This window comes from Nonomuraea sp. PA05, assembly GCF_008086045.1.
Lineage (GTDB): Bacteria > Actinomycetota > Actinomycetes > Streptosporangiales > Streptosporangiaceae > Nonomuraea > Nonomuraea monospora.
The window spans coordinates 147,075-167,769 of the sequence record NZ_VSEY01000032.1; the positions used below are offsets into that span (position 1 = coordinate 147,075).

Consider the following 20,695-nt stretch of genomic DNA (forward strand, 5'->3'; position numbering starts at 1 on the left):
GCGTGTCCTTGTGGCCTGCGCAGACGGTTCCAGCACGGTCGATCCCGGTGAAGTGGACCAGGATCGCCGTGCTGTGGCGGAACCTTCGAGCGCTGCCGGCGATCAAGGGCTGAGCACATCGCCGTGTTCGGCAAGCGCTCAGCAGGCCTACCCAAGCCGGAACCGCCAGCTCGCCGTCCGCGTCGACGGCGTCGCGGCCGGCTCGCAGAACAGGTGGGCGGCCGACTTCGCGACCGCCCGCACCATCGGGACCGGCTCGTGGATCACCCCGGACCCGCCAGGGCCACGCCTATGGGACCGAGGCGCGCGCCGGCGGCCTGGAGCCGACGTTCGCTCATCTGGGCGTGGTGGAGGCCGAACACCTCCCGCGTGGGCGGATCACCACTTCGGTCCGGCACCTCGGACGCTCGACCGAGGCGTGCGACGACCACGCCCAGGCCGCCCGGCCGGCCTCCGCCGTTCTCCGAGGTGGTTCGCCACCGCGTGGACGTCGAAGACCTGGACCGGGGCGTCCAGGTCTCCATCCTGGTCGGCCTGCCCATCGCGCGACAGGGTCGCCCCGGCGGCCGGATCGCCCAACCGGCCGCGCAGGCACAGCAGGCGGGACTCGGGACCGGCCCCGACGTCGCGCCGGACGTGAACGCCTCCGCACAGGAGCCCGGCCCGGTCCACGTAGGCGTCGACGGCCGCATCCCCCGCATGGATCTCCAAAGATCCCAGTACGTGAAATCTCATCATTTACCCCCTCTGATCGTGCTGGAGATCTAAGGTCTAAGGCGGTCCAGCGATGTCCGAAATGGCCCTTCGTGGGTTCAGGACAACGCGGCGAAGACTCCGGACAACGAGAGGTGAATGCACATTGGGGCGGCCTGAGCAGCCGGTGGATCCGTTGGCCGGTCCCGTCGAACGGCTCGCCTGGGAACTGCGCCGGCTCAGGGACGAGGCCGGGCGACCGAGCTACCGCCTGCTCGCGGAGCGCGCGCATTTCTCGCGGAGCACCCTCGCCGAGGCGGCCACCGGCACGCGGCTGCCCACTCTTGAGGCGACTCTGGCGTACGCCGTCGCCTGCGGTGGCGATCCCGCCGAATGGGAGCGGAAGTGGCAGCTGGTCGCGGCCGAACTCGAACGGTCGCAGCGCCGCTGCCCTTACCCCGGCCTGCTTCCGCTGGACGTCGACGCCGCCGACCTGTTCTTCGGCCGGGACGACCTCCTCGACGTTCTGCTGAAGGCGGTGAAGCAGGGACCGCTGACGGTGGTCCGCGGCGCCACCGGCAGCGGCAAGTCCTCGTTGCTGCGGGCCGGGCTGGCCGCGCGGCTGATGGCGAACGGAACCACCGTCACGCTGCTCACGCCGGGCGTGCACCCGCTGTCCCGGTTGCCCAGTTCCGACGCTGACGCCGCCGATGTGATGATCATCGACCAGTTCGAGGAGACGTTCACGCTCTGCGCCGACGAGCCGGAACGCGCCGGCTTCCTCGACGCGCTGAGCGAGCTCGTCAGCGGTCAGGACGGCCCGGCGCTGGTGATCGGCATCCGCACCGACTTCTACGAGCGCTGCCTGTCGCATCCCGGTATGGCCGCGGCCCTTCTCGACAGCCTTCACCTGCCGGTCGGACCCATGTCCGAGCAGGAGCTGCGCGCCATCATCACCGAACCCGCCGCCCGGGCGGGGCTGAGCGTGGACCCGGACCTGGTGGTCACCGTGGTCGCCGAGGCCGCCGAGCAGACGGGCGCGCTCCCGATGGTCGCGCACGCGCTGCGCGAAACGTGGAGCAGGCAGCAGGGGGACACGCTGGCGCTGGCGGACTACCGGGCCGTGGGCGGCGTGTCCGGCGCGATCGCGCGGACCGCCGAGCACCTGTACGCCGACCTGGAAGACGACCAGAGGCTGCTGCTCCGCGCCGTGCTGCTGCGGCTCGTCGCCCTGGGCTCGGGCAGCTCCGACACCCGCCGCGGCCTCGACCGGGACGAGCTCGCCGGCATCGGACCCGCCGGCGAGCTGGACGCGGTCCTTGACCGGCTCGCCGCCGCCAGGCTCATCGTCGTGGACCAGGACCTGGTCGACATCGCGCATGAGGCGCTCCTCACCGGCTGGCCCCGGCTGCGGGAATGGCTCACCGCCGACCGTGAGGCCCTGCTGCGGCACCAGCGGCTCACGTCCGACGCGGCCGAGTGGACCCGCAACGGACGCGGCGAGGACTACCTGTACCGCGGCACTCGCCTCGCCTTCTGGGACGGCGAGGCGAGCTTCGTGCCGCTGAACGAGCTGGAGCGAACCTTCCTGGCGGCCTGCCGCTCCAGCGCGGCCGAGCGTGACCGAGCCCGCCGCCGCATCCGTCTCGCCTTCGGCGGGCTGCCGGTCGCCGCCGTCGTGGTCATCGTGCTGGCCGCGCTCGTCGTGGTCCAGGTGGGCGACAGGGGCACCGAGCGCGAGCGCGCCGCCTCGGTGCGGCTGGCCGCCGAGGCGCGCCGCCAGCTCCAGCAAGACCCGGAACTGGCGTTGCTGCTGGCGATCGAGGCGTACGAGGCGGAGCCCACCCCGGAGGCCGACCTCGTGCTCCGCCAGGCCACCGCGGACTCCCGGCTGCGCGGCTCCACCCCGACCGGCCTGCGCAGGGTCGAAGGGACGACGGCCACCCCGGACGGCCGGAAACTCGCGATCTGGGGCGCCGGGTCGGGCCCGGCCAGCCTGGAGATCTGGAGCCTGGACGGCACCGCGCCGCGCCGGGCCGACCATGTGCTCCAGGCGGATCGGACGGACGGCATCCAGAGCGCCGCGTTCAGCGCGGACGGCCGGCAGCTCGTCACGGGAGACGCCGGGGGAGAGCTGCTGCTGTGGGATCTGGCCTCAAGCGGTCCGCCCACGGTTCTGGGGACCCTGGACGGTGTCGTCAACGGCGTCAGCGTCAGCCGGGACGGCACGGTGGCGAGCGCGCACAGCGACGGCGTGCGCATCTGGAAGCCGGGAAGCTCCAAGCCCGTCGAACTCAGCGTCCCCGGCCGCGAGGTCAGGAGCGTCGCGTTCAGCCCCAGCGGCAGGCTGCTCGCCACCGGCGGCAGCGGATCGCCGCTGCGCGTGTGGGACATGACCGGTGACCGGCCCGTTCTGCAGCGCGCGGCCACGCGCGGCGAGCCGGAGCAGGTGGCCTTCGCCCCGCGCGGACCATGGGTCGCGACCGTCGAAGGCGACGTTCCCCGTGTCTGGGACGCGACGGAGACGCCGGCCGGCGACTGGATCCCGCAGGTCGAGCTGGCCGGCCACGTCCCGGAGCTGAACGGCCTGGTGTTCACCGCGGCCGGGGACCGCATGGCGACCTACGGCGCCGACGGCCTGATCCGCGTCTGGACGACGGGCAGCGAGGCCGACCCACTGGTGTTGCGCCGCCCGAAGGCGGATCCGCGCGGGGCGGCGTTCACCCCGGACGGGAAGTCGTTGGTCAGCGTCGACGCGGACGGCTCCCTGCGGACGTGGGACGTCACGGCGGGCGACCCGGCGCCGAGCGAGGGCAGGCCCCTGGCGCTCAGCGATGACACGAGCACGGTGGCGGTCAGCGCGGGGCCGGCTTCACTCCTCACCTCGCGGGACGTCCAGATCAAGGTGTGGCGCGGCGCGACCCCGGCCGAGGTGCGCGGCCCGAGTGATGCCGGCTACCACGTCGCGCTGAGCCCTGACGGCCGGCGGTTGGCGGGCATCGGCCGGGCCGGAACCCTGAGCCTGTGGGACCTCTCCAACCCCGGCGCGCCGGTCACCACACCCGCGCCCTTCCGCGGCCTCCCGGCCGGCCTGGTGTTCAGCGCCGACGGAAAGCGGATCGTGGCGGGCGCCTCCGGCACCGAACCACAGGTGTGGCAGATCTCCCCGTCCGGCGGGCTGACCGCGGTCACCGGCTGGCAGCGCCCGCCCACCGGCCGCGCCGACGGCGACGTGGCACTCAGCGCGGACGGCATGAAGCTGGCCGACGCCCGTGACGACCACACCGTCGTCGTCTGGGACCTGACCGGCAAGAGCGAGCCGAAGATCCTTCGCGGCCATGCGGAGGACATCACGGGCCTCGCCTTCAGCCCGGACGGGCTGCGGCTGGCCGCCGCGGCCGCGGACGGAGCCATCCGGCTCTGGGACACCGGCGGCCAGGGCGAGCCCGCGGGCGTGCTGTACGGCGCCGAGAGCACCGTCCGCAAAGTGCGGTTCAGCCCTGACGGCACCTGGCTGGTCACCAACGAACCCGCGGGCCCCCTGCGGCTCTGGCGGGCAGCAGGGGGCGGCGAACCGCTGGAGCTGACCGGCTGGGGCGCGACCGGCGGTCTCGCCGTCTTCAGCCCTGACGGCAGCCGGATCGTCAGAGGGCTGAGCCCGCAGATCTTCCTCGGCCGCTCGCTGGCGACCGGTCTGGGCGGCAGCCTCGTCCGGACCCGCGCCTGCGAGGTGTGCGGCCCCGCCGGAACGGTGCTCGACCTCGCCCGATCGCGCCGTACCCGCGAGCTGACCGCGGAAGAACGCCGCAGCCATCTCGACCCGGCGGCTTCCACCTGATCAACGGGCTCCCGCGCTCAAGTGCTTGACGGGGTCGGGAACTTCGGGGAGGTCCTGGGCGAGCAGGACCTCCAGCTCCTCCTCGGTGAGGAGATGCACGTCGCACAGAATCCGGGCCGACCGGTGCCAGCACTGCCGGGCCTCGTCCCGCCGTCCGAGATCGTGCAGGGTGTCGCCGAGCCCCCACAGGCTACCGGCCTCCAGCGCGCGGGCACCGGCCTTGAGGTGGAGGGAGGCCGCCCTCCTGTAGCCGGCCTCGGCCTCGACGAGCCTGCCGGCGCGCCGGCAGGCGTCGGCCAGCGTGTCGGTCGCCGCTCCCTCGCCGTAGGGGTTGTCGAACTCCGCCCAGATCTCCAGGCTTCGCCGGCTGGCGTCGATCGCGTCGTCCAGCCGGCCCATCCTGATCAGCACCGCGGCCCGGCCGTTGAGGATCATCGCCTGGTAGTCGCGCAGGCCACTGGCTGTCGCTGTCGCCGCCGCCTCGTCCTGGGTGGCGAGCGCGTCGTCGAACCGCCCCAGCTTGCCGTAGGTCGTGCCGAGATTGTGCAGGGTGCCCGCCTTACGCAGGGGCAGACCCGCGCGGTCCCAGCACGCGAGGGCACGCTCGAACTGCTCGACCGCGAGCTCGAAGCGACCCTGGTTCTTGTGGATGAGGCCCACGTGGTTGTGCCCGCGGGCTTGGCCCGCCCAGTCACCGGTCCGGGCGGCCACGTGCAAGGCGTGGTGATGGATCTCGGTCAGATCGGCGAGCCAGCCTCTGTGGCTGAACGGCCTGTTGAGACTGGCGGCGAGGCCTTCCACCGTGCCGGGATCGTCGGGGCGGCCGGTGGCCTGCCGGGCGACGGCGATGAGGTTGTCGCGCTCCAGCTCGATCCAGTCGATCGCCTCCAGCGGTGTGTCCAGGCGAAGGCCCGGCTGGTCGGCGCGGAGGTCCCTGACGATGGGGGAGGTGGGATCGAGCAGAAGGCTGGCCGTTCTGGCCGTGGCGAGGTAGTGGTGCAACGCGCGGCGGGTGGCGGCCACCCGGTCGTTCTCCTCGATGATGTCGTCCGCTTGTTCGCGGGCGTAGAGGCGGACGAGGTCGTGCGTCCTGTAGCGGCCCGGCCCCGCCGATTCGAGCAGCCGGGCATCCAGGAGGCGGTCCAGCGCGTCCGCCACCGTGCGCTCGGGCCGATCAGCGAGAGCGGCGGTGGCCGACGGGGTGTGGGTGGGCGTGTCGAGGAGGCCGAGCTGGGCGAACAGGTGGGCGGCGTCCTGCCCGGCGGGCTCCTCCTGGAGGTGTTGCAAACTGACGGCGATGCAGGCGCGGACGGCCAGGTCGGCGTGCTCCAGCGTGTCCAGGCGGCTGGTGGCGTCAGCGAGCTTGCCGGCGAGGTAGGACAGCGTCCAGTCAGGGCGGGCGGCCAGACGTGCCGCCGCGATGCGAAGAGCGAGGGGCAGGCCCCCGCAGAGCCGGACGATCCGCTCGGCGGACTCCGGCTCGGCGTGAACCCGGCCGGGGCCGGCGATACGGGCCAGCAGCGCGGTGGACTCGGACGGGTCGAGGCCGGGAAGGTTCAGCTGGCTCGCCCCGTCGACCGAGGTGAGAACCTGCCGGCTCGTGATGACGACCGCGCAGCCCGGCCCGGCGGGAATGAGCGGGCGGACCTGGCGGGCGTCGAGGGCGTTGTCGAGGATGAGCAGCACGTGCCGCGCCGAGGTGAGGGATCGGTAGCGGGCCGCGGCCTCGTCGACCGTGGTCGGTACGGCGGAGCCGTCCAGGCCGAGCGAGCGTAACAGCCGGCCGAGCGCCTCCAACGGGGACAGCGGCCGGAGGCCGTCGGTGGCGCCGTGCAGGTCGATGTAGAGAACGCCGTCGGCGTAACGGCCGGCGACGGCGTGCGCCAGATGCACGGCCAGCGCGGATTTGCCGATCCCGCCGGGACCGTCGATGGCGACGATCGCCGGCGTGCCGGCTTCCGGGCCGGTGAGCGCCTTGCCGAGCCACGCGAGCTCGGCCTCGCGGGCGGTGAAGGCGCGGGTGCCGGCGGGAAGCTCGGCCGGGGCGACGGCGCCGGCGAGCGTGACCTGCTGCGCGGGAACGGTCAGATCGAGGACGGGATCACGGGCGAGCATCGCCTGCTGGAGCCGGCGCAGCTCGGCACTCGGCTCGATGCCGAGCTCCTGAATCATGACGCGGCGAGTCTCCTGGTAGACCGCGAGCGCTTCCGACGACCGTCCGGCGCGGTAGAGCGCCAGCATCAGCTGCGCGTGCAGCCTCTCCCGCAGCGGGTGCGCCTCGATGTGGACGGTCAGATCCGGGATCACCGCATGGTGATCACCCGCCGCCATCTGCAGATCGACATGATCTTCCAGGGCGGTGAGACGTTCCTCCGTCAGACGGGTGGCCTCGATCCCGGCCCACTCCGCCGACATGCCCGCCAGGGCCTCTCCCCGCCACAGGACCAGAGCCTGCCGGAACGCCTTGTCCGCCGTGACGAACTCTCCCCGGGCCCGGTCGGCACGCGCTTCGCGTACCAGCCTCATGAACAGGTGAGCATCGACGTGATCGGGTGGCACGTCCAGGCAGTATCCGCCCGGCGCGGTCACGATGACCTCGTCGAGCCCCTGGAGCGCGAAGAACTCGCGGAGCTTCGACACCACGATGTGGAGCTGCTTCGGCGCTGTCGCCGCCCGGCTCTCCGCCCACACATCGGTGAGGAGCTGATCGGGGGTGACCACCCGGCCGGCGCTCAGTGCCAGCCGGGTCAGCAGGCCGATCCGGCGGCTGCCGGTCAGCGACAGCGCGGCGCCGTCCGCCGTCAGCTCCCACGGGCCCAAGATCTTGATGCCCAGTTCCATCGCGCAACCCTCCGTAGGCAGGACCAGCGTTCATCGGTCATGACCGTTACCTGTTGGAGGGCCTCCTCCGTGATCTTTTGAGCAGCAGGTGACGAACCTACCGGAACACCTCGCGTGTTGGCACACCGTCGCCGTGTGCGCGTCCAGCATCCCTTGCCAGGCGCCGGACCCACGCACCGGTTCTCAGCGGGTCACCACGGTCTGCTGGTCGATACGCGACAGCTTCTCTGGATTACGCACATGGTAGGCGCCGGTGACGTACCCGTGCTCCACGCGCACCGCCACCACGCCGTCGATCTCGCCGTTGACGCGGACGAGCAGCCCCGGGCCGCCGTTGATCTGCACCAGCTCGACGGACCTTTCCCCATCGCGCTTCCACCAGCCCACCGCCAGCAGGCGAGCGACGTGGTCAGCCCCCACGACGGGCCGCAGCAGGGCATGCTTGACACCGCCGCCGTCGCTCAGGGCGACGACGTCCGGCGCGAGGACATCGAGCAGGCTCTGCAACTCGCCGGTTTCGACCGCTCGCTGGAAGGCCTGGAGGGCGGCCCGGTGCTCGGCCGGGGAGCCGGCGCCGCGCGGCCGGCGCGCGGCGACGTGGGCCCGCGCCCGATAGGCGAGCTGACGGACCGCGGACGGGCTCCTGCCGACGGCCTCGGCGATCTCGTCGTACTCCAGATCGAACACCTCGCGCAGCACGAACACCGCACGCTCGATCGGCTGGAGCGTCTCCAGCACCAGCAGCATCGCCATCGAGACGCTCTCGGCCAGCTCCACGTCCTCGGCCACATCGGGTGCGGTCAGCAACGGCTCGGGCAGCCACGGCCCGACGTAGGACTCCTTGCGCCGGCCGAGCGCGCGCAGCCGGTCCAGTGCCTGCCGGGTGACGATCCGCACCAGGTAGGCGCGCTCCTCCCGCACGCTGTCACGGTCGATGCCGGACCATCGCAGCCAGGTCTCCTGCAGGACGTCTTCAGCGTCGGCGGCCGAGCCGAGCATCTCGTAGGCGACGGTGAACAGCAGGTTGCGATGGGCGAGGAACGCCTCGGTGGCGGGGTCGAGCGGCCCCGGTGCGTCCGTCGTCCGTCCGCTGCTCTCACTCATGTCTGGCCCCTGCCTGTCCGCACTCAGCTCTATCACACGCACGAGACGCCCCCGCGGACCGTTCTGTAACACCTGCCACGGGTGGTTCACATCACAGGTCAGCCCTTGTTACGGGAGGCGGGCGGCCGTCGTCTTGTGGCCGGCACCACGAATTGAGTTGAAGAAGGGAATCCTCACCATGTCCGCACCCACGACGGGCGACCTGCGCTCGCGCATGCCCAACCCCCTCCCGTTCGTCCCCGAGATGGCGGAAGTCGCCGGAGGTCTGCACCAGGTACTCAAGAACGGCTCGATTCCGCAGGTCACCGTCCACCTGCTGCAGCTGCGCGCCGGCCAGATCCTCGGCAGCACGTACTTCACCATCAGGGAAACCACCAACCTCCGCCAGGCGGGGGAATCGGATGAGCGCATCACCGCCGTGGCGACCTGGCACGACGCCACCTGCTTCACCGACGCCGAACGGGTCGCGCTGGAGCTGGTGGAGGCGGTCCTCACCCCGAACCCGTCCGGGGAACGCGTCCCCGACGAGCTGTACGCCAAGGCGTCCGCGCAGTACGACGACAAGGCGCTGTGGACGCTCATCATGGCGATCGCCCACATCGGGTTCTTCACCCCCGCCGCGCTCATCGCCAAGCCGATCCCCGGCATGCCCCCCGGCCAGAACTACACCGGCTGAGTAAGGAACCGAGATGAGCAGGATCGCAGTGGCCGGAGCCACCGGGCGGCTGGGCCGCCACGTCGTCGACGTCCTCACCGAACGGGAGCATCAGGTCGTGCCGATGTCCCGGGCCATCGGCGTGGACGTCATCACCGCCGAGGGCCTGGCCGAGGCCCTCACCGAGGTGGAAGTCATCATCGACGTCGCCTCATGGCATGCCTCCGAGGAGGAGGCGGCGAGGGAGTTCTTCCGCACGTCGGCCCGCAACCTGCACGAGTACGGGCAGAACGCCGGGGTCACCCGGATCGCCATGGCGTCCATCATCGGCGTCGACAAGGCCACCGCCGGTTTCCTGGCCGCCAAGAAGACGCACGAGGAAGCTCTGCTGTCCGGCCCGCTCCCCGTCCGCATCCTGCGGGCCGCGCAGTTCCACGAGTTCGTCGGCCAGCTCCTGGACTGGCAGCAGGGCGACGTCGCCTACATCCCGGCGTTGCCCACGCAGCTCGTGGCCTGTCGTGCCGTGGCCGAGGAGCTGGTCGATCTGGCCCTCGACCCCGCAGAGCCCGCTCCAGGAACGCCTGTCCCCGAGATCGCCGGTCCACGGAAGGAGACCTTGGCGGAGGCGGCCGCGCTCCTCGGCGCCCGCCGAGGCGTCAAGGTCGTCGGCGTTGACGGCTCGGGCATGCCCGATGCCGACATCGCCGCCGAGGGCGGGTTCCTGCCCGGCCCGCACGCCAAGCTCGCCGGCCCGGCCTTCCAGGAGTGGCTCGACACCCGCCCGTGAGCCGGACGGATGACCCGCCCTGACCTTGTTCTCGAAGTTCTCGAAGTTCCACGGCACGGGGCTCCGAGAACAGGGCTCCCTCCCGGACCTCGCCGGCCGGGAGGGAGGGCCCGCTCTGACGCCCGGACACATCACCGCATCCCGGAAAGGGGCTTCTCATGCCTGTCACCACGATCGACCCAGCAACCGCACTCGTCCTCATCGACCTGCAGAACGCCGTCGTCGGCCGCCCCGCGAGCCCTTACACCGGCGCCGAGGTGGTGGCCCGCGCGGTCGAACTGGCTGACGCCTTCCGCCGCCACGGCGCTCCGGTCGTCCTGGTCCGGGTCACGGCCCGCGCGGACGGATCGGACGCTGCTCCAGGACGCACCGAGATCCCCCGCCCGCCCGGCCCCCTGCCCGCGGGCTGGGACGCCATCGTCGACGACCTGACCGGCCATCCCGGCGACATCACCGTGACCAAACGCGCCTGGAGCGCCTTCTACGGCACCGACCTCGACCTGCGGTTGCGCCGCCGTGGCGTCACCCAGGTCGTCCTGGCCGGGATCGCCACCAGCATCGGCGTGGAGTCCACCGCCCGCGCCGCCTACGAACACGGCTACAACGTCACGCTGGTGACGGACGCCATGACCGATCTGAACGCGCAGGCGCATCGCCACAGCATCGAACGGATCTTCCCCCTGCTCGGCGAGAGCGCCACCACCGCCGAGCTCATCGACCTGCTCAGCGTACTGATCCGCGCGAGTGCCACGACATCAGCCGCCAGTACGTTCACGGCATTCTGAGCCTGTACGCCGAGGCCGACCGCATCGGCGAGCCACTGCCGCAGGCACTTACCGCTCGACCTGCGAAAACGGGACTACTCGACGTCTACCGGCACTTCCCGTCCAATCGCGACAGCGGAGGCCCGTCATAGGGCAGGTGCGGTTCGGCGCCGATGAGCATGACGCCCCCTTGGCAACGGGGAGGGGTGCAGCGTCTCCGCGGTGGCCAGCCCGCTCCCCGAGGCCCTGGCGGCGACCGGTCGCCTCACGACTGCGCCAGGTAGATGACCGCAGCCGGTGAGGAGAGGTCCGGAACTCGACCCGCCGGGGTCCATGAGTCGCCTTGACCGGTCACCCCGCCGGCGCTGGTCAGCCAGCGCGTCGGGGGCATGCTGGACGATCGGGTGCTGCCGATCGTGAGCGGGCGGTCCAGGCAACCGGCCGGGCCGCGTACGCTCAGGGCTTGCCCTGACCGCCCGCTCCACCGTCTGTCGTCAGCGCGCGGCGGTCTCGGGGACCCGTGCCGGAGCGGGCTGGTGGTGGCGTTCCAGCTTGGCGCCCTCGACGTCCACGTCAGGCAGGATTCGGTCGAGCCAGCGCGGCAGCCACCATGCCTTGTCGCCCGCCAGGTGCATGAGCGCCGGAATGATCCACATCCGCACGACGAAGGCGTCGAGGAGCACGCCGAAGGCCAGGGCGAAGCCGACCGGCCTGATCATCGTCATGTGGGAGAACATGAACCCGCCGAAGACCGAGATCATGATGACCGCGGCGGCGGTGACGACGGCTCGGCCCGCCCGTACGCCCTCGGTGACCGCCTGCCGGGCGGGAGCGCCGTGCGCGTAGGCCTCGCGCATCCCCGAGGTGAGAAAGAGCTGGTAGTCCATGGCGAGCCCGAACAGGATGCCCACCATCAGGGTCGGCAGGAAGTTGAGGATCGGCGCCGGATCGGTGACGCCGAAGACGCTGCCGAGCCAGCCCCACTGGTAGACGGCCGTGACGCCGCCGAGCGCCGCGAACAGCGACAGGACGAAGCCACCCGTGGCGATGAGGGGCACGAGGATCGAGCGGAACACGACGATCAGGATGAGCAGCGACAGGCCGACGACGAGCGCGAGGTAGGTCGGCAGGGCGTCGGAGAGCTTCTCGGAGATGTCGAGGTTGGCGCTGGAGCTGCCCGCGACGGACATGGAGACGTCGTCGGACCCGAGGTCGAGCGTGCGGCCGCGCAGGTCGTGGACGAGGTCGCCGGTGGACTCCGCGGTGGGCCCACCGGCCGGGACGACCTGGAAGACCAGGACGGTGCCCTTGTCGTTGGCGCCGATGGGGGCGACCGCGGTCACGCCGTCGACGTCCATGAGCTGCTTGCCGAGGTCGGCCTGGGCCGCGGTGAGGTCGTCCCCGGTCACGCCCTTGGCGAGGTCGGCGACCACGATCAGGGGGCCGTTGGCGCCGGCGCCGAACTTCTCGGTGATGGTGGTGTAGGCGCGGTACTGCGTGGAGTCGGCGGCTTCGGAGGCGCCGGTGGGCAGGCCGAGGCGCATCGAGGCGGCGGGCAGCGCGATGAGGGCCAGCGCGCCGACGCCGATCACGATACGCAGCAGAGCACCGCCGATGGTCATCGGCTGCACGTGCTTGGGCGCCGCCGGAGACCCGGTGCGCACGGGGGCTTGATCGGCGGACTTCCTGTCGCGTCGGGGGAGCAGCCGGTGTCCGAGCAGGCCGAGCAATGCCGGCGTCATGGTCACCGTGAGGACCACCGCGACGGCGATCGCGACCGCGCCGACGGTCCCCATCAGCGCGAGGAACGGAATCCCGGTGACGTTGAGGGCCAGCAGCGCGATGAGCACGGTGCTGCCCGCGAAGACCACGGCGTTGCCGCTGGTGCCGTTGGCCAGCCCGATGGACTCCTGCACGGCCATGCCCGCCTTCAGTTGGCGGCGGTGGCGGTGCAGGATGAACAGCGCGTAGTCGATGCCGACGGCCAGGCCGAGCATGGCGCCCAGGATGGGCGTGACCGACGTCATCTCGATGGTTCCGGACAGTGCCATGGCCCCCGCGACCGCCACGCCCACGCCGAACAGCGCGTTGAGGATCGGCAGCCCGGCGGCCACGAGGGTGCCGGTCATGACGATGAGCACGATCGCCGCGACGATCAGTCCGACCGCCTCGCCGACGCCGCCGAGCGAGATCTCGCCCTGTGCGATCTCGGCGGAGTAGTCGGCGGTGACGCTGTCGGGCAGCGCGCCGTCGAGGGTCTCGGTGACGGCCTTTTTGGTCTCCGGGGTGACCTCCTGCTGGGGCAGGTCGAAGACGACGGTCGCGGTCGCGGTCGAGCCGTCGGAGGAGACGGTGCGGATGCCCTCCGCCATGGTCAGCAGGTCGCGTCCGGTGAACAGGCGCTGCTCGGACTTCTCCAGGGTGGCGCTCTGCTTGTCGAGCTCGGCCTGCTGCGCGTCGAGCTGGGCGATGCCCGCCTTGAGCCGGGTGAGGGTCGCCTCGGACTGCGGGTTCGAGCCGGCCCGTGCGATGCCCGCCTGTATCTGCTCGATTCCCGCTTCGGTCTGCTTGCGGGCCTGGTCGAGCTGCTTCTGGCCCTTGCCGAGCTGGTCGCGGCCGTCCTCGATCTTGGCCAAGCCGTCTGTGAGCTTCTTCGCCTGGTCCGCGCGCGCATCGGCGGAGGTGAACGGGTCGGCGACCTGGTCCACGCCGTCGAGGTCGGCGACCTTCTTCAGCGCGGCGCTGACGCTCGCGCGCTGGTCGGCGGTGATCTCCGCGCCGTTCCTGGAGTGGAGGACGACCTGGCCGGTGCCGCCGCTGGCCACGGGAAGCTCGGTCTTGAGGCGGTCGGTCACCTGCGCCGTGGGCGTGCCGGGAATGGTCATCGTCGAGCTCATGGCGCCGCCGAAGGCCAGGAAGGCTCCCACGGCCAGACCGAGCACGACGACCCAGACGGCGATCACCCACCAGGCCCGCCGGGCGGCGAACCGGCCCAGCCGGTAGAGCAGTTCGGCCATCGTGCACTCGCTTTCTGCGTCTGACGGGGGATTCAAAAATCGGATGGTGGCTATCCGCTTCCGCACTCTAGCGAGAAACGGATAGCGAGCATCCGCTTCATGCCGAGTGCTGGCTGTGATGTTGATCCCATCTATCCGCTTAGGGGTACGCTTCGAGGCGTGACACCGCGACCTACCGAAGCCCCTGAGCCGGCGCGGCATGGCGCCCTGCGCCGGGATGCGGAGCGCAACCGGGATCGCATCGTGCGTGCCGCTCAGGAACTCTTCGCCGAGCGCGGCATCGCCGTCGGCTTCAACGAGGTCGCCCACCGTGCCGGCGTGGGCGTCGGCACCGTCTACCGGCGCTTCACCGACAAGGAAGAGCTCATTCACGCGGCGCTGGAGAAGCCGCTGGCCGAGCTGGCGCAGGTCGCCCAGCGTGCAGGCGAGGCCGGACGGGCTTGGGACGGCCTCGAACTCCTGCTGGGAAGCATCACCGAGCTGCTGGTGGACAACCTCGGGCTGCGCGACGTGGCACTCGGCGGCGGCGCATGGCGGCTCGCCAGGCCCACCGTCGAACGCGTCGCGGAGGTGATGAGGCACCTGCTCGACCGGGCGCGGGCCGAGGGCGACCTGCGTGACGGTGTCGCCGGCGACGACGTGACGATGATCCTGTGGCTGGTGACCGACCTGGCACAGCATTCCGTCCAGGTGCGCCCGGGACTGTACCGCCGCTACCTGCAGGTCCTGCTCGACGGGCTACGTGCCACACCGGACGGGACGCCGTTGGTGGAGAAGCCCACCGAGCAGCAGGTGCTGGCGATCTGCCGGCGCTGGGCCGGTGCGCCCTTGTGACCGTGCCGATGCCGCCGTGGAGCACGGCGACGCAGACGCGCGGCAGCAGCCAGGCGTGCGGAGCCTGCTCGATCACCAGGACGCCATCCGGCTCCGACCCCGGTCGCAGGAGCTGCCTGAAGCCGACGTGAATCGGCGGGGCACCGGCGTCCAGGAAGCGGGCCAGCCGCTCCGATGGCGTCCAGCCGGCGGCGGGGACCCTGGTCGCGCTGTCCACCTACCTGTTGATGGCCCTGACCCCGCACAGCCTGGATCAGACGCCGTTCGAGGTCGTCTCCGCGTTCGGCACGGTCGGCTTGTCCACCGGCATGACCGCTGACACCGACGCCGGCCCGCCGGATCCTGCTGGTGCTGCTCATGTTCATCGGCAGGATCGGACCTCTCATCCTGGGCTCCGCCCTGGCGCTGAAGGACCGCACCCGCCGTTACCAGCTACCCGAGGACCGGGTCATCGCCGGGTGATGCGGCGGCTGGTTGGCCCGGCTCACGACGGTCGATTGCCGAGCTCGGACTGAAGGCCGTTCAGGATCGTGCGCAGCCCGAACTCGAGTTCCTGATCGGGGGCCGGTGAGGGGGCGCCGTCCCCCTGCTCCGCGTTGTGGGCGCGTAGCCGCGGGAACCGCATCGCGATCTCGGTCGCCTGCGCCACCATGGTGCGGATCTGCTCCTGCTCGTCGCCGCCGGTGCGGCGCAGGCGCGCCCTCCATGCCGCTTCGGAGGCCACGCCGAGAGCGTTACCCAGGACGAAGGTGAAGACGGTCTTCATGGCCTGCTCGGCGTCCCGTCCGGTGAAGCCGGCCGCCTGGTAGACCGCGAGCAGGTGATCGTCATGGCGGGCCTTGCCGAGGCCGTACAGGAGGTGGGTGCTCATGGCGGGGACGAGCCACGGGTGCCGGAGAATCATCGCGAACAGCCCCTTGGCCATGGTTGTGGCCGCCGCCCGCCAGGTGACCTGCTCCAGATCCGGTAGCTCGATCTCCTCCCAGACCGCGTCGGCGGCGAGCACGAGGAGGTTGTCCTTGCTCTTGACATGCCAGTAGACGGCCGTCGCCGCGGAGTTCAGGCGGGTGCCGAGCTGTCGCATGCTCAGGCCCTCGATGCCTTCGCTGTCCAGCAGCTCGACGGCCGTTCGGATGATCTGGTCTCTGGTCAGCGTCTCGCGTGGCACCTGCCCAGGATAGGGCGCTCTTGCACAGCGTTCGAGCCGAGACTTGCACAGTGTTCAAGTCCAGTCGTACGCTCGCACTTGAACACTGTGCAAGTCGTCGGAGGGTACATCGTGACACCGGTCGTGGTTCTGTGCGCGTCGCTCCTGCAGTTCCTGCTCGCGGGCACCTTCTTCGTCATCCCCGCCGTCGGCCGCCGTCGCGGTCCGGTCGCGCAGAGGGCGGCCGAGGACGAGGTGGCCAGGCAGGAAATCTCGGCAGCGGTCCTGGCTCGGCACCGGATCGACTTCGGAGCGAGCCGGGCCAGTGTCGTCCTCGCGATGTCCATCGGGGCGTGCCTTGTGGTGCTCGCCCTGCTCGACCTGAGCGGAAGCGGCACTGTGCGCATCCTGTCCTGGATGTTCCAGGGGGTGGTCTTCGTGCTCGGATGCGTGATCATGCCTGGAGAGGTGTTCACCACGCGATACCTGAAAGCGGTCGCCCGTAAGTCGGACGACCCGAGCCTGCGGAGCCTCGATGTCGAAGCATTCGTCGACGCCGCCGCGAAGGCGTACCCTTCCTGGTTCCGCGGCGTGATCGCGGCTCGCCTCGTCCTGGCGACGGCCGGCTCGCTCGTGGTCATCAGCTTGCTGGCCATGCCCGCCGCCAGCGACTACTTCGCATGACATCGCTGCTCGAGCATCGCCCGTCACCGTGCCGGTGTGGCATGTGGCCTGCACGGCGACGTTCCCGCCGGCAAGCAACCTGCAGTCCCCTCCTTGTCGCGCCGCCGCTCCACTACTTCGTGCTACTGTATAGGGGTACTTGGTGCTACCGAGTACCGAGCGTGCTGAAGAGGACTCACGATGGACGACCTGACGGAGATGTTGAAGGGCACGCTTGAGGGCTGCGTGCTCAAGATCATCGGCAGCGAGGAGACCTACGGGTACGCCGTCACACGCCGGCTGAACGACCTCGGCTTCGCCGACGTCGTCGAGGGGACGGTCTACACCATCCTGCTGCGCCTGGAGAAGAAGAGCCTCGTCCAGGTGACGAAACGCCCGTCCGAGCAGGGGCCGCCCCGCAAGTTCTACGCGCTCAACGACGCGGGCCGCGCAGAACTCGCGACGTTCTGGGCGAAATGGGAGTACGTCTCAGCACGGATCGACAAGCTCAGGGAGGGCGGGAGATGAATTTCTGGGACACCATCACCGGCAACGATCTCAACAGGGAATGGAAGGCGTTCGCAGCCCGGGCCGCGCTGTTGCCGGCCGACCACCGGGCGGCGTGGGAACAGATCATAGGTCATCTCTTCATCTACGGGGATTTCACGGGTCGCAACCTGATGCCGATCCTCGACGGCGCCCTGGGGCTGCTGGAGGAGACGGCGTCCGATGGCCAGAGCATCGACGAGGTGCTGGGCGACGACATCGCGGGCTTCTGCGCGGCACTGGCCGGCGGGGCTGGGGCCCGGACCTTTCACGGCCGATGGCGTGAGCAGTTGAACAGGAACGTCGCCAGGAAACTGACCCGGCTGGGAGGCTGACGTGGGCATCCAGGACATCATCGAGGGCAAGAAGCAGTGGCGGGCGCACCTGGCGAGGGTCAAGGCGCTCCCGCCGGACTACGAGATCGTCTACAAGGAGATCCAGCGGTACTACTTCAAGGTCGGGCCGGTCGCGCTGACTGAAGGCGACCTGCTCTCGGAGCTTCTCGAATTCTTCGAGGCGGGCGCGGCGGCAGGCAAGGGAGTCCTGGAACTCATCGGCAACGACGTCGCCGCCTTCGCCGACGACCTGATCAAGGACTCACGCACCTACGCGGACATTCATCAGAATTCCATCGGCGGGGAATCCGGCACGGCCGAGAAGTAACGAGTCTGAATTCTCATCAGCCCGCCCATCGGCGCGGCCCGGGGCCGATGTCTCCACCGGCAATGGCGAGTCCGAGCCATGTGAAGTGGACCAGCATGATGCCGGTCGGCATACGGCGCTGGCCGTGATCGACACCGGCGGCCCCGGCATCCCGGTCGTCCACCTCAACGGCGCCTACGCCGACCTGGGCAGCGACTACCGGCACATCACCCACGACGAACGCGCCCGCGGCAGATCGAAGCGCTCGACGGACTACTCGTTCGAGGCATGCATCCGTGACCTCGACGCCGTCCTCCAGCGGAGGGGTGTGGACCGGCCGATCCTGGCGGGCTGGTGCCGGCGCGGAGCGGATCCGCGAGCCGTTCCGCCGCATGCGCTTGTTCTTCCCTATCGCCGCCCGGCTGGGCCTGGCGGCGCGGATGAGTGCTGACGAGCACGCGGAGGTCAACATCGAGCTGAACGAGATCGCCGCCGCCGGCGTGCCCGCATTCGGAACGTCAAGGTGAGCACGAAGGTCGCGAGCGACCACAGCAAGATTCTGCGCAACGACTCTCCCGCCGTCGCCCGGGCCGCGCGCGAGCCGGCAGCCATTCACGGACGCCCCGGTCGGCTGATCCGACGTACATTTCGCGTAGTTATTCGCGCTGTTGGCGTCAGAAATGCATATGGAGGGACTTGGCCGGGCCTGCCTCGGCGGCACCATGAGGGCGAAACCCCCTTTCCAGGAGCCTTATCCATGTCCATTCTGCAAACCCGGTCCACCTCCAAGGAGCCTGCCGATACCGGCGAAAGGCATCGCCTGTCCGTCGTCGGCGGGCTGGCCGCACTGTCGCTGGACGCGATGGCGTCGGTCGCGTACGGGCCCGAGGCGATCGTCCTGGTGCTCGCGCTGGCGGGCGGCGCGGGGCTCGGGTTCACCATCCCGGTCACGCTGACCATCGCGGCCCTGCTGGCCGTGCTCACCTTCTCCTACCGGCAGGTCATCGCCGCCTTCCCCGAGGGCGGGGGCGCGTACGGGGTGGCCAAGACCCACCTCGGACGGCGGGCCGGGCTCGTCGCCGGAGCCTCGCTGATCATCGACTACGTGCTCAACGTGGCCGTCTCGGTGGCCGCCGGCGTGGCCGCGCTGACGTCGGCCTTCCCCGGGCTGCTGCCCTGGACGGTGTGGCTGTGTCTGGCGGTGCTGGCCCTGGTGACGGCGGTGAACCTGCGCGGGATCGCGCACAGCGCCCGCGCCTTCATCGTCCCGACCGTGATCTACGTGGGCGCGATCCTGCTGGTGATCATGGCCGGGCTGGTCAGGGGAGAGCCGGCCGTCCCGGTCGAGCAGCAGGTCACGAACCTGCAGACGGTCGGGGTGCTGCTGCTGTTGAAGGCGTTCGCCAACGGCTGCGCCTCCCTGACCGGCGTGGAGGCCATCGCCAACGCGGTGCCGTCGTTCAGGAGGCCGCGCGTGCGCAGGGCGCAGCGGGCCGAGGTCGCGCTCGGCGCCCTGCTGGCGGTCATGCTGATCGGGATCGCCGCGCTGATCGAGAAGTTCGCCATCGCGCCGGTGGCCGGGGTCACCGTGCTGGCCCAGGTCACGCAGGCGTCGCTGGGGGATGGGCCGCTGTTCTACCTGGTGCAGTTCGCCACCGTGGTGCTGCTGGCGCTGGCCGCCAACACCTCCTTCGGCGGGCTGCCGGTGCTGGCCCAGCTCCTGGCGGGCGACAACAACCTGCCGCACTTCTTCGCCCTGCGCGCCGACCGTCAGGTGCACAGGTACGGCATCGCGTTCCTGACTGTCACCAGCGGGCTGCTGCTGGTGGTGTCCGGAGGGGACATGAACCTGCTGGTGCCGCTGTTCGCGATCGGGGTGTTCGTCGGGTTCACGCTGTCGCAGGCTGGCATGGTGCGGCACTGGCTACGCGACAGGCCCGCCGGATGGCGGTGGCGGGCGGCGCTCAACGGGTTCGGCGCGCTGCTGACCGGCGTGGCCGCGGTCGTGGTGACCACCTCGAAGTTCGGCGAGGGTGGCTGGCTGATCGTGGTGGCGCTGCCGCTGCTGGTGGCGGGCATGGAGTGGGTCAACCGCTCGTACGCGCGGATCGGGCGGCGGCTGGAGCTGGGCACGACCCCGCAGCCGCCCCGGCCGCGCCGCTCGCTGGTGGTGGTGCCGGTGCACGTCGTGTCCCGGCTCACCAGGGACGCGCTGTCGGCGGCCTTGTCGCTGGGCGACCGGGTGGTGGCCGTCAACGTCGCCCATCCCGAGGACGAGGCGCAGGCGCGGGCGTTCGTCGAGGACTGGGAGCGGTGGGCGCCGGAGGTCGAGCTGGTGCAGTTGTTCGATGCTCACCGGCGGCTGGACCGGCCGTTGCTGGAGTACCTGGGGCGGGTGCCAGAGCCGCACGTGTTCGTGCTGATCGCCGAGGTGGAGCCCGAGCACGCCTGGCAGCGGATGTTGCAGAACCAGCGGGGGGCCGTGCTGGCCAGGGCGTTGCGGCGGCGTACGGACGCGGTGGTGTGCCGGATGCGCTTCCGCGTCTCGGACAGGCCCGCCCTTGTCGAGCCGTCCACGGAGGGTCTGGGTGCGACGACCGGCTGCTGACGGCTGTCTTGCAGGCCGCGTGGCCGGCGGCGCGAACCCGACCAGGAGCACGACCGGCCACGCGGCTGCATCGGCACCCCGTGTCGCAGGACGATCGTCAGATTCAGGGTCGTCGGATGGTGGGGCCGTACGGAAACACCGTCTGGAGGGTGTAGATCGGGCTGGTCCCGATGTCGCCGAACACCACGCCCAACGCGCCGGCCACCACCGCGAGCCGCACCGAGTCACGCCCGCTCACGGCATGCCCGCCTGAGGGGAGTGCCGCGCGGGCCGGCCTTCGGTGATCGCGATCCTCCTGGGCACGGGCTGCTCCGCCGGACGATGCCGGGTCCGCTGCCCTCCGAACTCGCCGGCGCTGTCAACGTCGCGTCAGGATTCCCGGGGTCGAGCGTCCGGATTGCGTAGTGATCGCGGTAGGCGCCCGGAAAGGGTTCTAGCGTCCCTCATGTACGACTTTCGCAGGAGGGAAAAAGATGTCAGAGCCCCGATTGTTCGTCCCCGTCAGCACGGGCAGGTTCGCCTCGGCCCTGCGGCTGTTCCGCACCGCCGCGGGCAG

The 20,695-nt window shown here is 70.8% G+C and carries 17 protein-coding genes; 12 read left to right on the forward strand and 5 right to left on the reverse strand.

Annotation, left to right across the window (positions count from 1 at the left end):
- Window positions 1-483 precede the first annotated feature (483 nt).
- Window positions 484-768, forward strand: a complete 285-nt coding sequence (locus FXF51_RS40595) for a hypothetical protein (protein WP_148440084.1) — start codon at window positions 484-486, stop codon at window positions 766-768.
- A 121-nt stretch (window positions 769-889) separates the two neighbouring features.
- The gene (locus tag FXF51_RS40600; RefSeq protein WP_187414839.1) at window positions 890-4,531 is read left to right on the forward strand and encodes a hypothetical protein; all 3,642 of its coding nucleotides are present in this window, start codon (window positions 890-892) and stop codon (window positions 4,529-4,531) included.
- On the opposite strand, the gene FXF51_RS40605 is transcribed toward FXF51_RS40600, so the two are convergent.
- Window positions 4,532-7,372, reverse strand: a complete 2,841-nt coding sequence (locus tag FXF51_RS40605; RefSeq protein ID WP_148440086.1) for an AfsR/SARP family transcriptional regulator — start codon at window positions 7,370-7,372, stop codon at window positions 4,532-4,534.
- Window positions 7,373-7,555: 183 nt separating this feature from the next.
- Entirely contained in the window at window positions 7,556-8,476 is a 921-nt protein-coding gene (locus tag FXF51_RS40610; RefSeq protein WP_148440087.1) for an RNA polymerase sigma-70 factor, read from the reverse strand.
- 178 nt (window positions 8,477-8,654) lie between these two features.
- On the opposite strand from FXF51_RS40610, the gene FXF51_RS40615 reads away from it, so the two are divergent.
- From FXF51_RS40615 to FXF51_RS40625, 3 genes are all read left to right on the forward strand, one after another.
- On the forward strand, window positions 8,655-9,152 hold the full coding sequence (locus FXF51_RS40615; RefSeq protein WP_148440088.1) for a carboxymuconolactone decarboxylase family protein: 498 nt from the start codon (window positions 8,655-8,657) through the stop codon (window positions 9,150-9,152).
- Between the two features lie 13 nt (window positions 9,153-9,165).
- A complete protein-coding gene (locus FXF51_RS40620; protein WP_148440089.1) occupies window positions 9,166-9,918 on the forward strand; it encodes an SDR family oxidoreductase in 753 nt (250 codons plus the stop codon).
- A 158-nt stretch (window positions 9,919-10,076) separates the two neighbouring features.
- On the forward strand, window positions 10,077-10,703 hold the full coding sequence (locus FXF51_RS40625) for an isochorismatase family protein (RefSeq protein ID WP_148440090.1): 627 nt from the start codon (window positions 10,077-10,079) through the stop codon (window positions 10,701-10,703).
- 473 nt (window positions 10,704-11,176) lie between these two features.
- Here the strand turns inward: FXF51_RS40625 and FXF51_RS40630 are convergent, their stop codons facing one another.
- A complete protein-coding gene (locus FXF51_RS40630) occupies window positions 11,177-13,699 on the reverse strand; it encodes an MMPL family transporter (protein WP_148440091.1) in 2,523 nt (840 codons plus the stop codon).
- A 159-nt stretch (window positions 13,700-13,858) separates the two neighbouring features.
- On the opposite strand from FXF51_RS40630, the gene FXF51_RS40635 reads away from it, so the two are divergent.
- Complete coding sequence (locus tag FXF51_RS40635) at window positions 13,859-14,533, forward strand: TetR/AcrR family transcriptional regulator (protein ID WP_187414840.1); 675 nt, start codon at window positions 13,859-13,861, stop codon at window positions 14,531-14,533.
- 484 nt (window positions 14,534-15,017) lie between these two features.
- On the opposite strand, the gene FXF51_RS40645 is transcribed toward FXF51_RS40635, so the two are convergent.
- Window positions 15,018-15,701, reverse strand: a complete 684-nt coding sequence (locus FXF51_RS40645; RefSeq protein WP_148440093.1) for a TetR/AcrR family transcriptional regulator — start codon at window positions 15,699-15,701, stop codon at window positions 15,018-15,020.
- A gap of 111 nt (window positions 15,702-15,812) precedes the next feature.
- On the opposite strand from FXF51_RS40645, the gene FXF51_RS40650 reads away from it, so the two are divergent.
- The 6 genes from FXF51_RS40650 to FXF51_RS40675 all read left to right on the forward strand — a co-directional run bounded on the left by FXF51_RS40650 (window position 15,813) and on the right by FXF51_RS40675 (window position 20,139).
- On the forward strand, window positions 15,813-16,364 hold the full coding sequence (locus tag FXF51_RS40650) for a hypothetical protein (RefSeq protein ID WP_148440094.1): 552 nt from the start codon (window positions 15,813-15,815) through the stop codon (window positions 16,362-16,364).
- Between the two features lie 180 nt (window positions 16,365-16,544).
- On the forward strand, window positions 16,545-16,871 hold the full coding sequence (locus tag FXF51_RS40655; RefSeq protein WP_148440095.1) for a PadR family transcriptional regulator: 327 nt from the start codon (window positions 16,545-16,547) through the stop codon (window positions 16,869-16,871).
- Entirely contained in the window at window positions 16,868-17,224 is a 357-nt protein-coding gene (locus tag FXF51_RS40660; protein WP_148440096.1) for a DUF1048 domain-containing protein, read from the forward strand. The genes FXF51_RS40655 and FXF51_RS40660 overlap by 4 nt, the downstream gene beginning before the upstream one ends.
- Window position 17,225: 1 nt before the next feature.
- Window positions 17,226-17,552, forward strand: a complete 327-nt coding sequence (locus FXF51_RS40665) for a DUF1048 domain-containing protein (RefSeq protein ID WP_148440097.1) — start codon at window positions 17,226-17,228, stop codon at window positions 17,550-17,552.
- Between the two features lie 85 nt (window positions 17,553-17,637).
- Entirely contained in the window at window positions 17,638-17,982 is a 345-nt protein-coding gene (locus FXF51_RS40670; RefSeq protein WP_222871666.1) for an alpha/beta fold hydrolase, read from the forward strand.
- Between the two features lie 306 nt (window positions 17,983-18,288).
- Window positions 18,289-20,139: an APC family permease gene (locus tag FXF51_RS40675; RefSeq protein ID WP_148440110.1), complete on the forward strand. Its 1,851-nt coding sequence runs from the start codon at window positions 18,289-18,291 to the stop codon at window positions 20,137-20,139.
- 103 nt (window positions 20,140-20,242) lie between these two features.
- Here the strand turns inward: FXF51_RS40675 and FXF51_RS40680 are convergent, their stop codons facing one another.
- The gene (locus tag FXF51_RS40680) at window positions 20,243-20,377 is read right to left on the reverse strand and encodes a KUP/HAK/KT family potassium transporter (RefSeq protein ID WP_222871667.1); all 135 of its coding nucleotides are present in this window, start codon (window positions 20,375-20,377) and stop codon (window positions 20,243-20,245) included.
- Window positions 20,378-20,695 lie beyond the last annotated feature (318 nt).

Bases quoted from the DNA above. Each gene is read 5' to 3' on its own strand.
- FXF51_RS40605 (WP_148440086.1), bottom strand. From the start codon at position 7,372: ATGGAACTGGGCATCAAGATCTTGGGCCCGTGGGAGCTGACGGCGGAC.
- FXF51_RS40610 (WP_148440087.1), bottom strand. From the start codon at position 8,476: ATGAGTGAGAGCAGCGGACGGACGACGGACGCACCGGGGCCGCTCGAC.
- FXF51_RS40615 (WP_148440088.1), top strand. From the start codon at position 8,655: ATGTCCGCACCCACGACGGGCGACCTGCGCTCGCGCATGCCCAACCCC.
- FXF51_RS40620 (WP_148440089.1), top strand. From the start codon at position 9,166: ATGAGCAGGATCGCAGTGGCCGGAGCCACCGGGCGGCTGGGCCGCCAC.
- FXF51_RS40625 (WP_148440090.1), top strand. From the start codon at position 10,077: ATGCCTGTCACCACGATCGACCCAGCAACCGCACTCGTCCTCATCGAC.
- FXF51_RS40630 (WP_148440091.1), bottom strand. From the start codon at position 13,699: ATGGCCGAACTGCTCTACCGGCTGGGCCGGTTCGCCGCCCGGCGGGCC.
- FXF51_RS40655 (WP_148440095.1), top strand. From the start codon at position 16,545: ATGGACGACCTGACGGAGATGTTGAAGGGCACGCTTGAGGGCTGCGTG.
- FXF51_RS40660 (WP_148440096.1), top strand. From the start codon at position 16,868: ATGAATTTCTGGGACACCATCACCGGCAACGATCTCAACAGGGAATGG.
- FXF51_RS40675 (WP_148440110.1), top strand. From the start codon at position 18,289: ATGTCCATTCTGCAAACCCGGTCCACCTCCAAGGAGCCTGCCGATACC.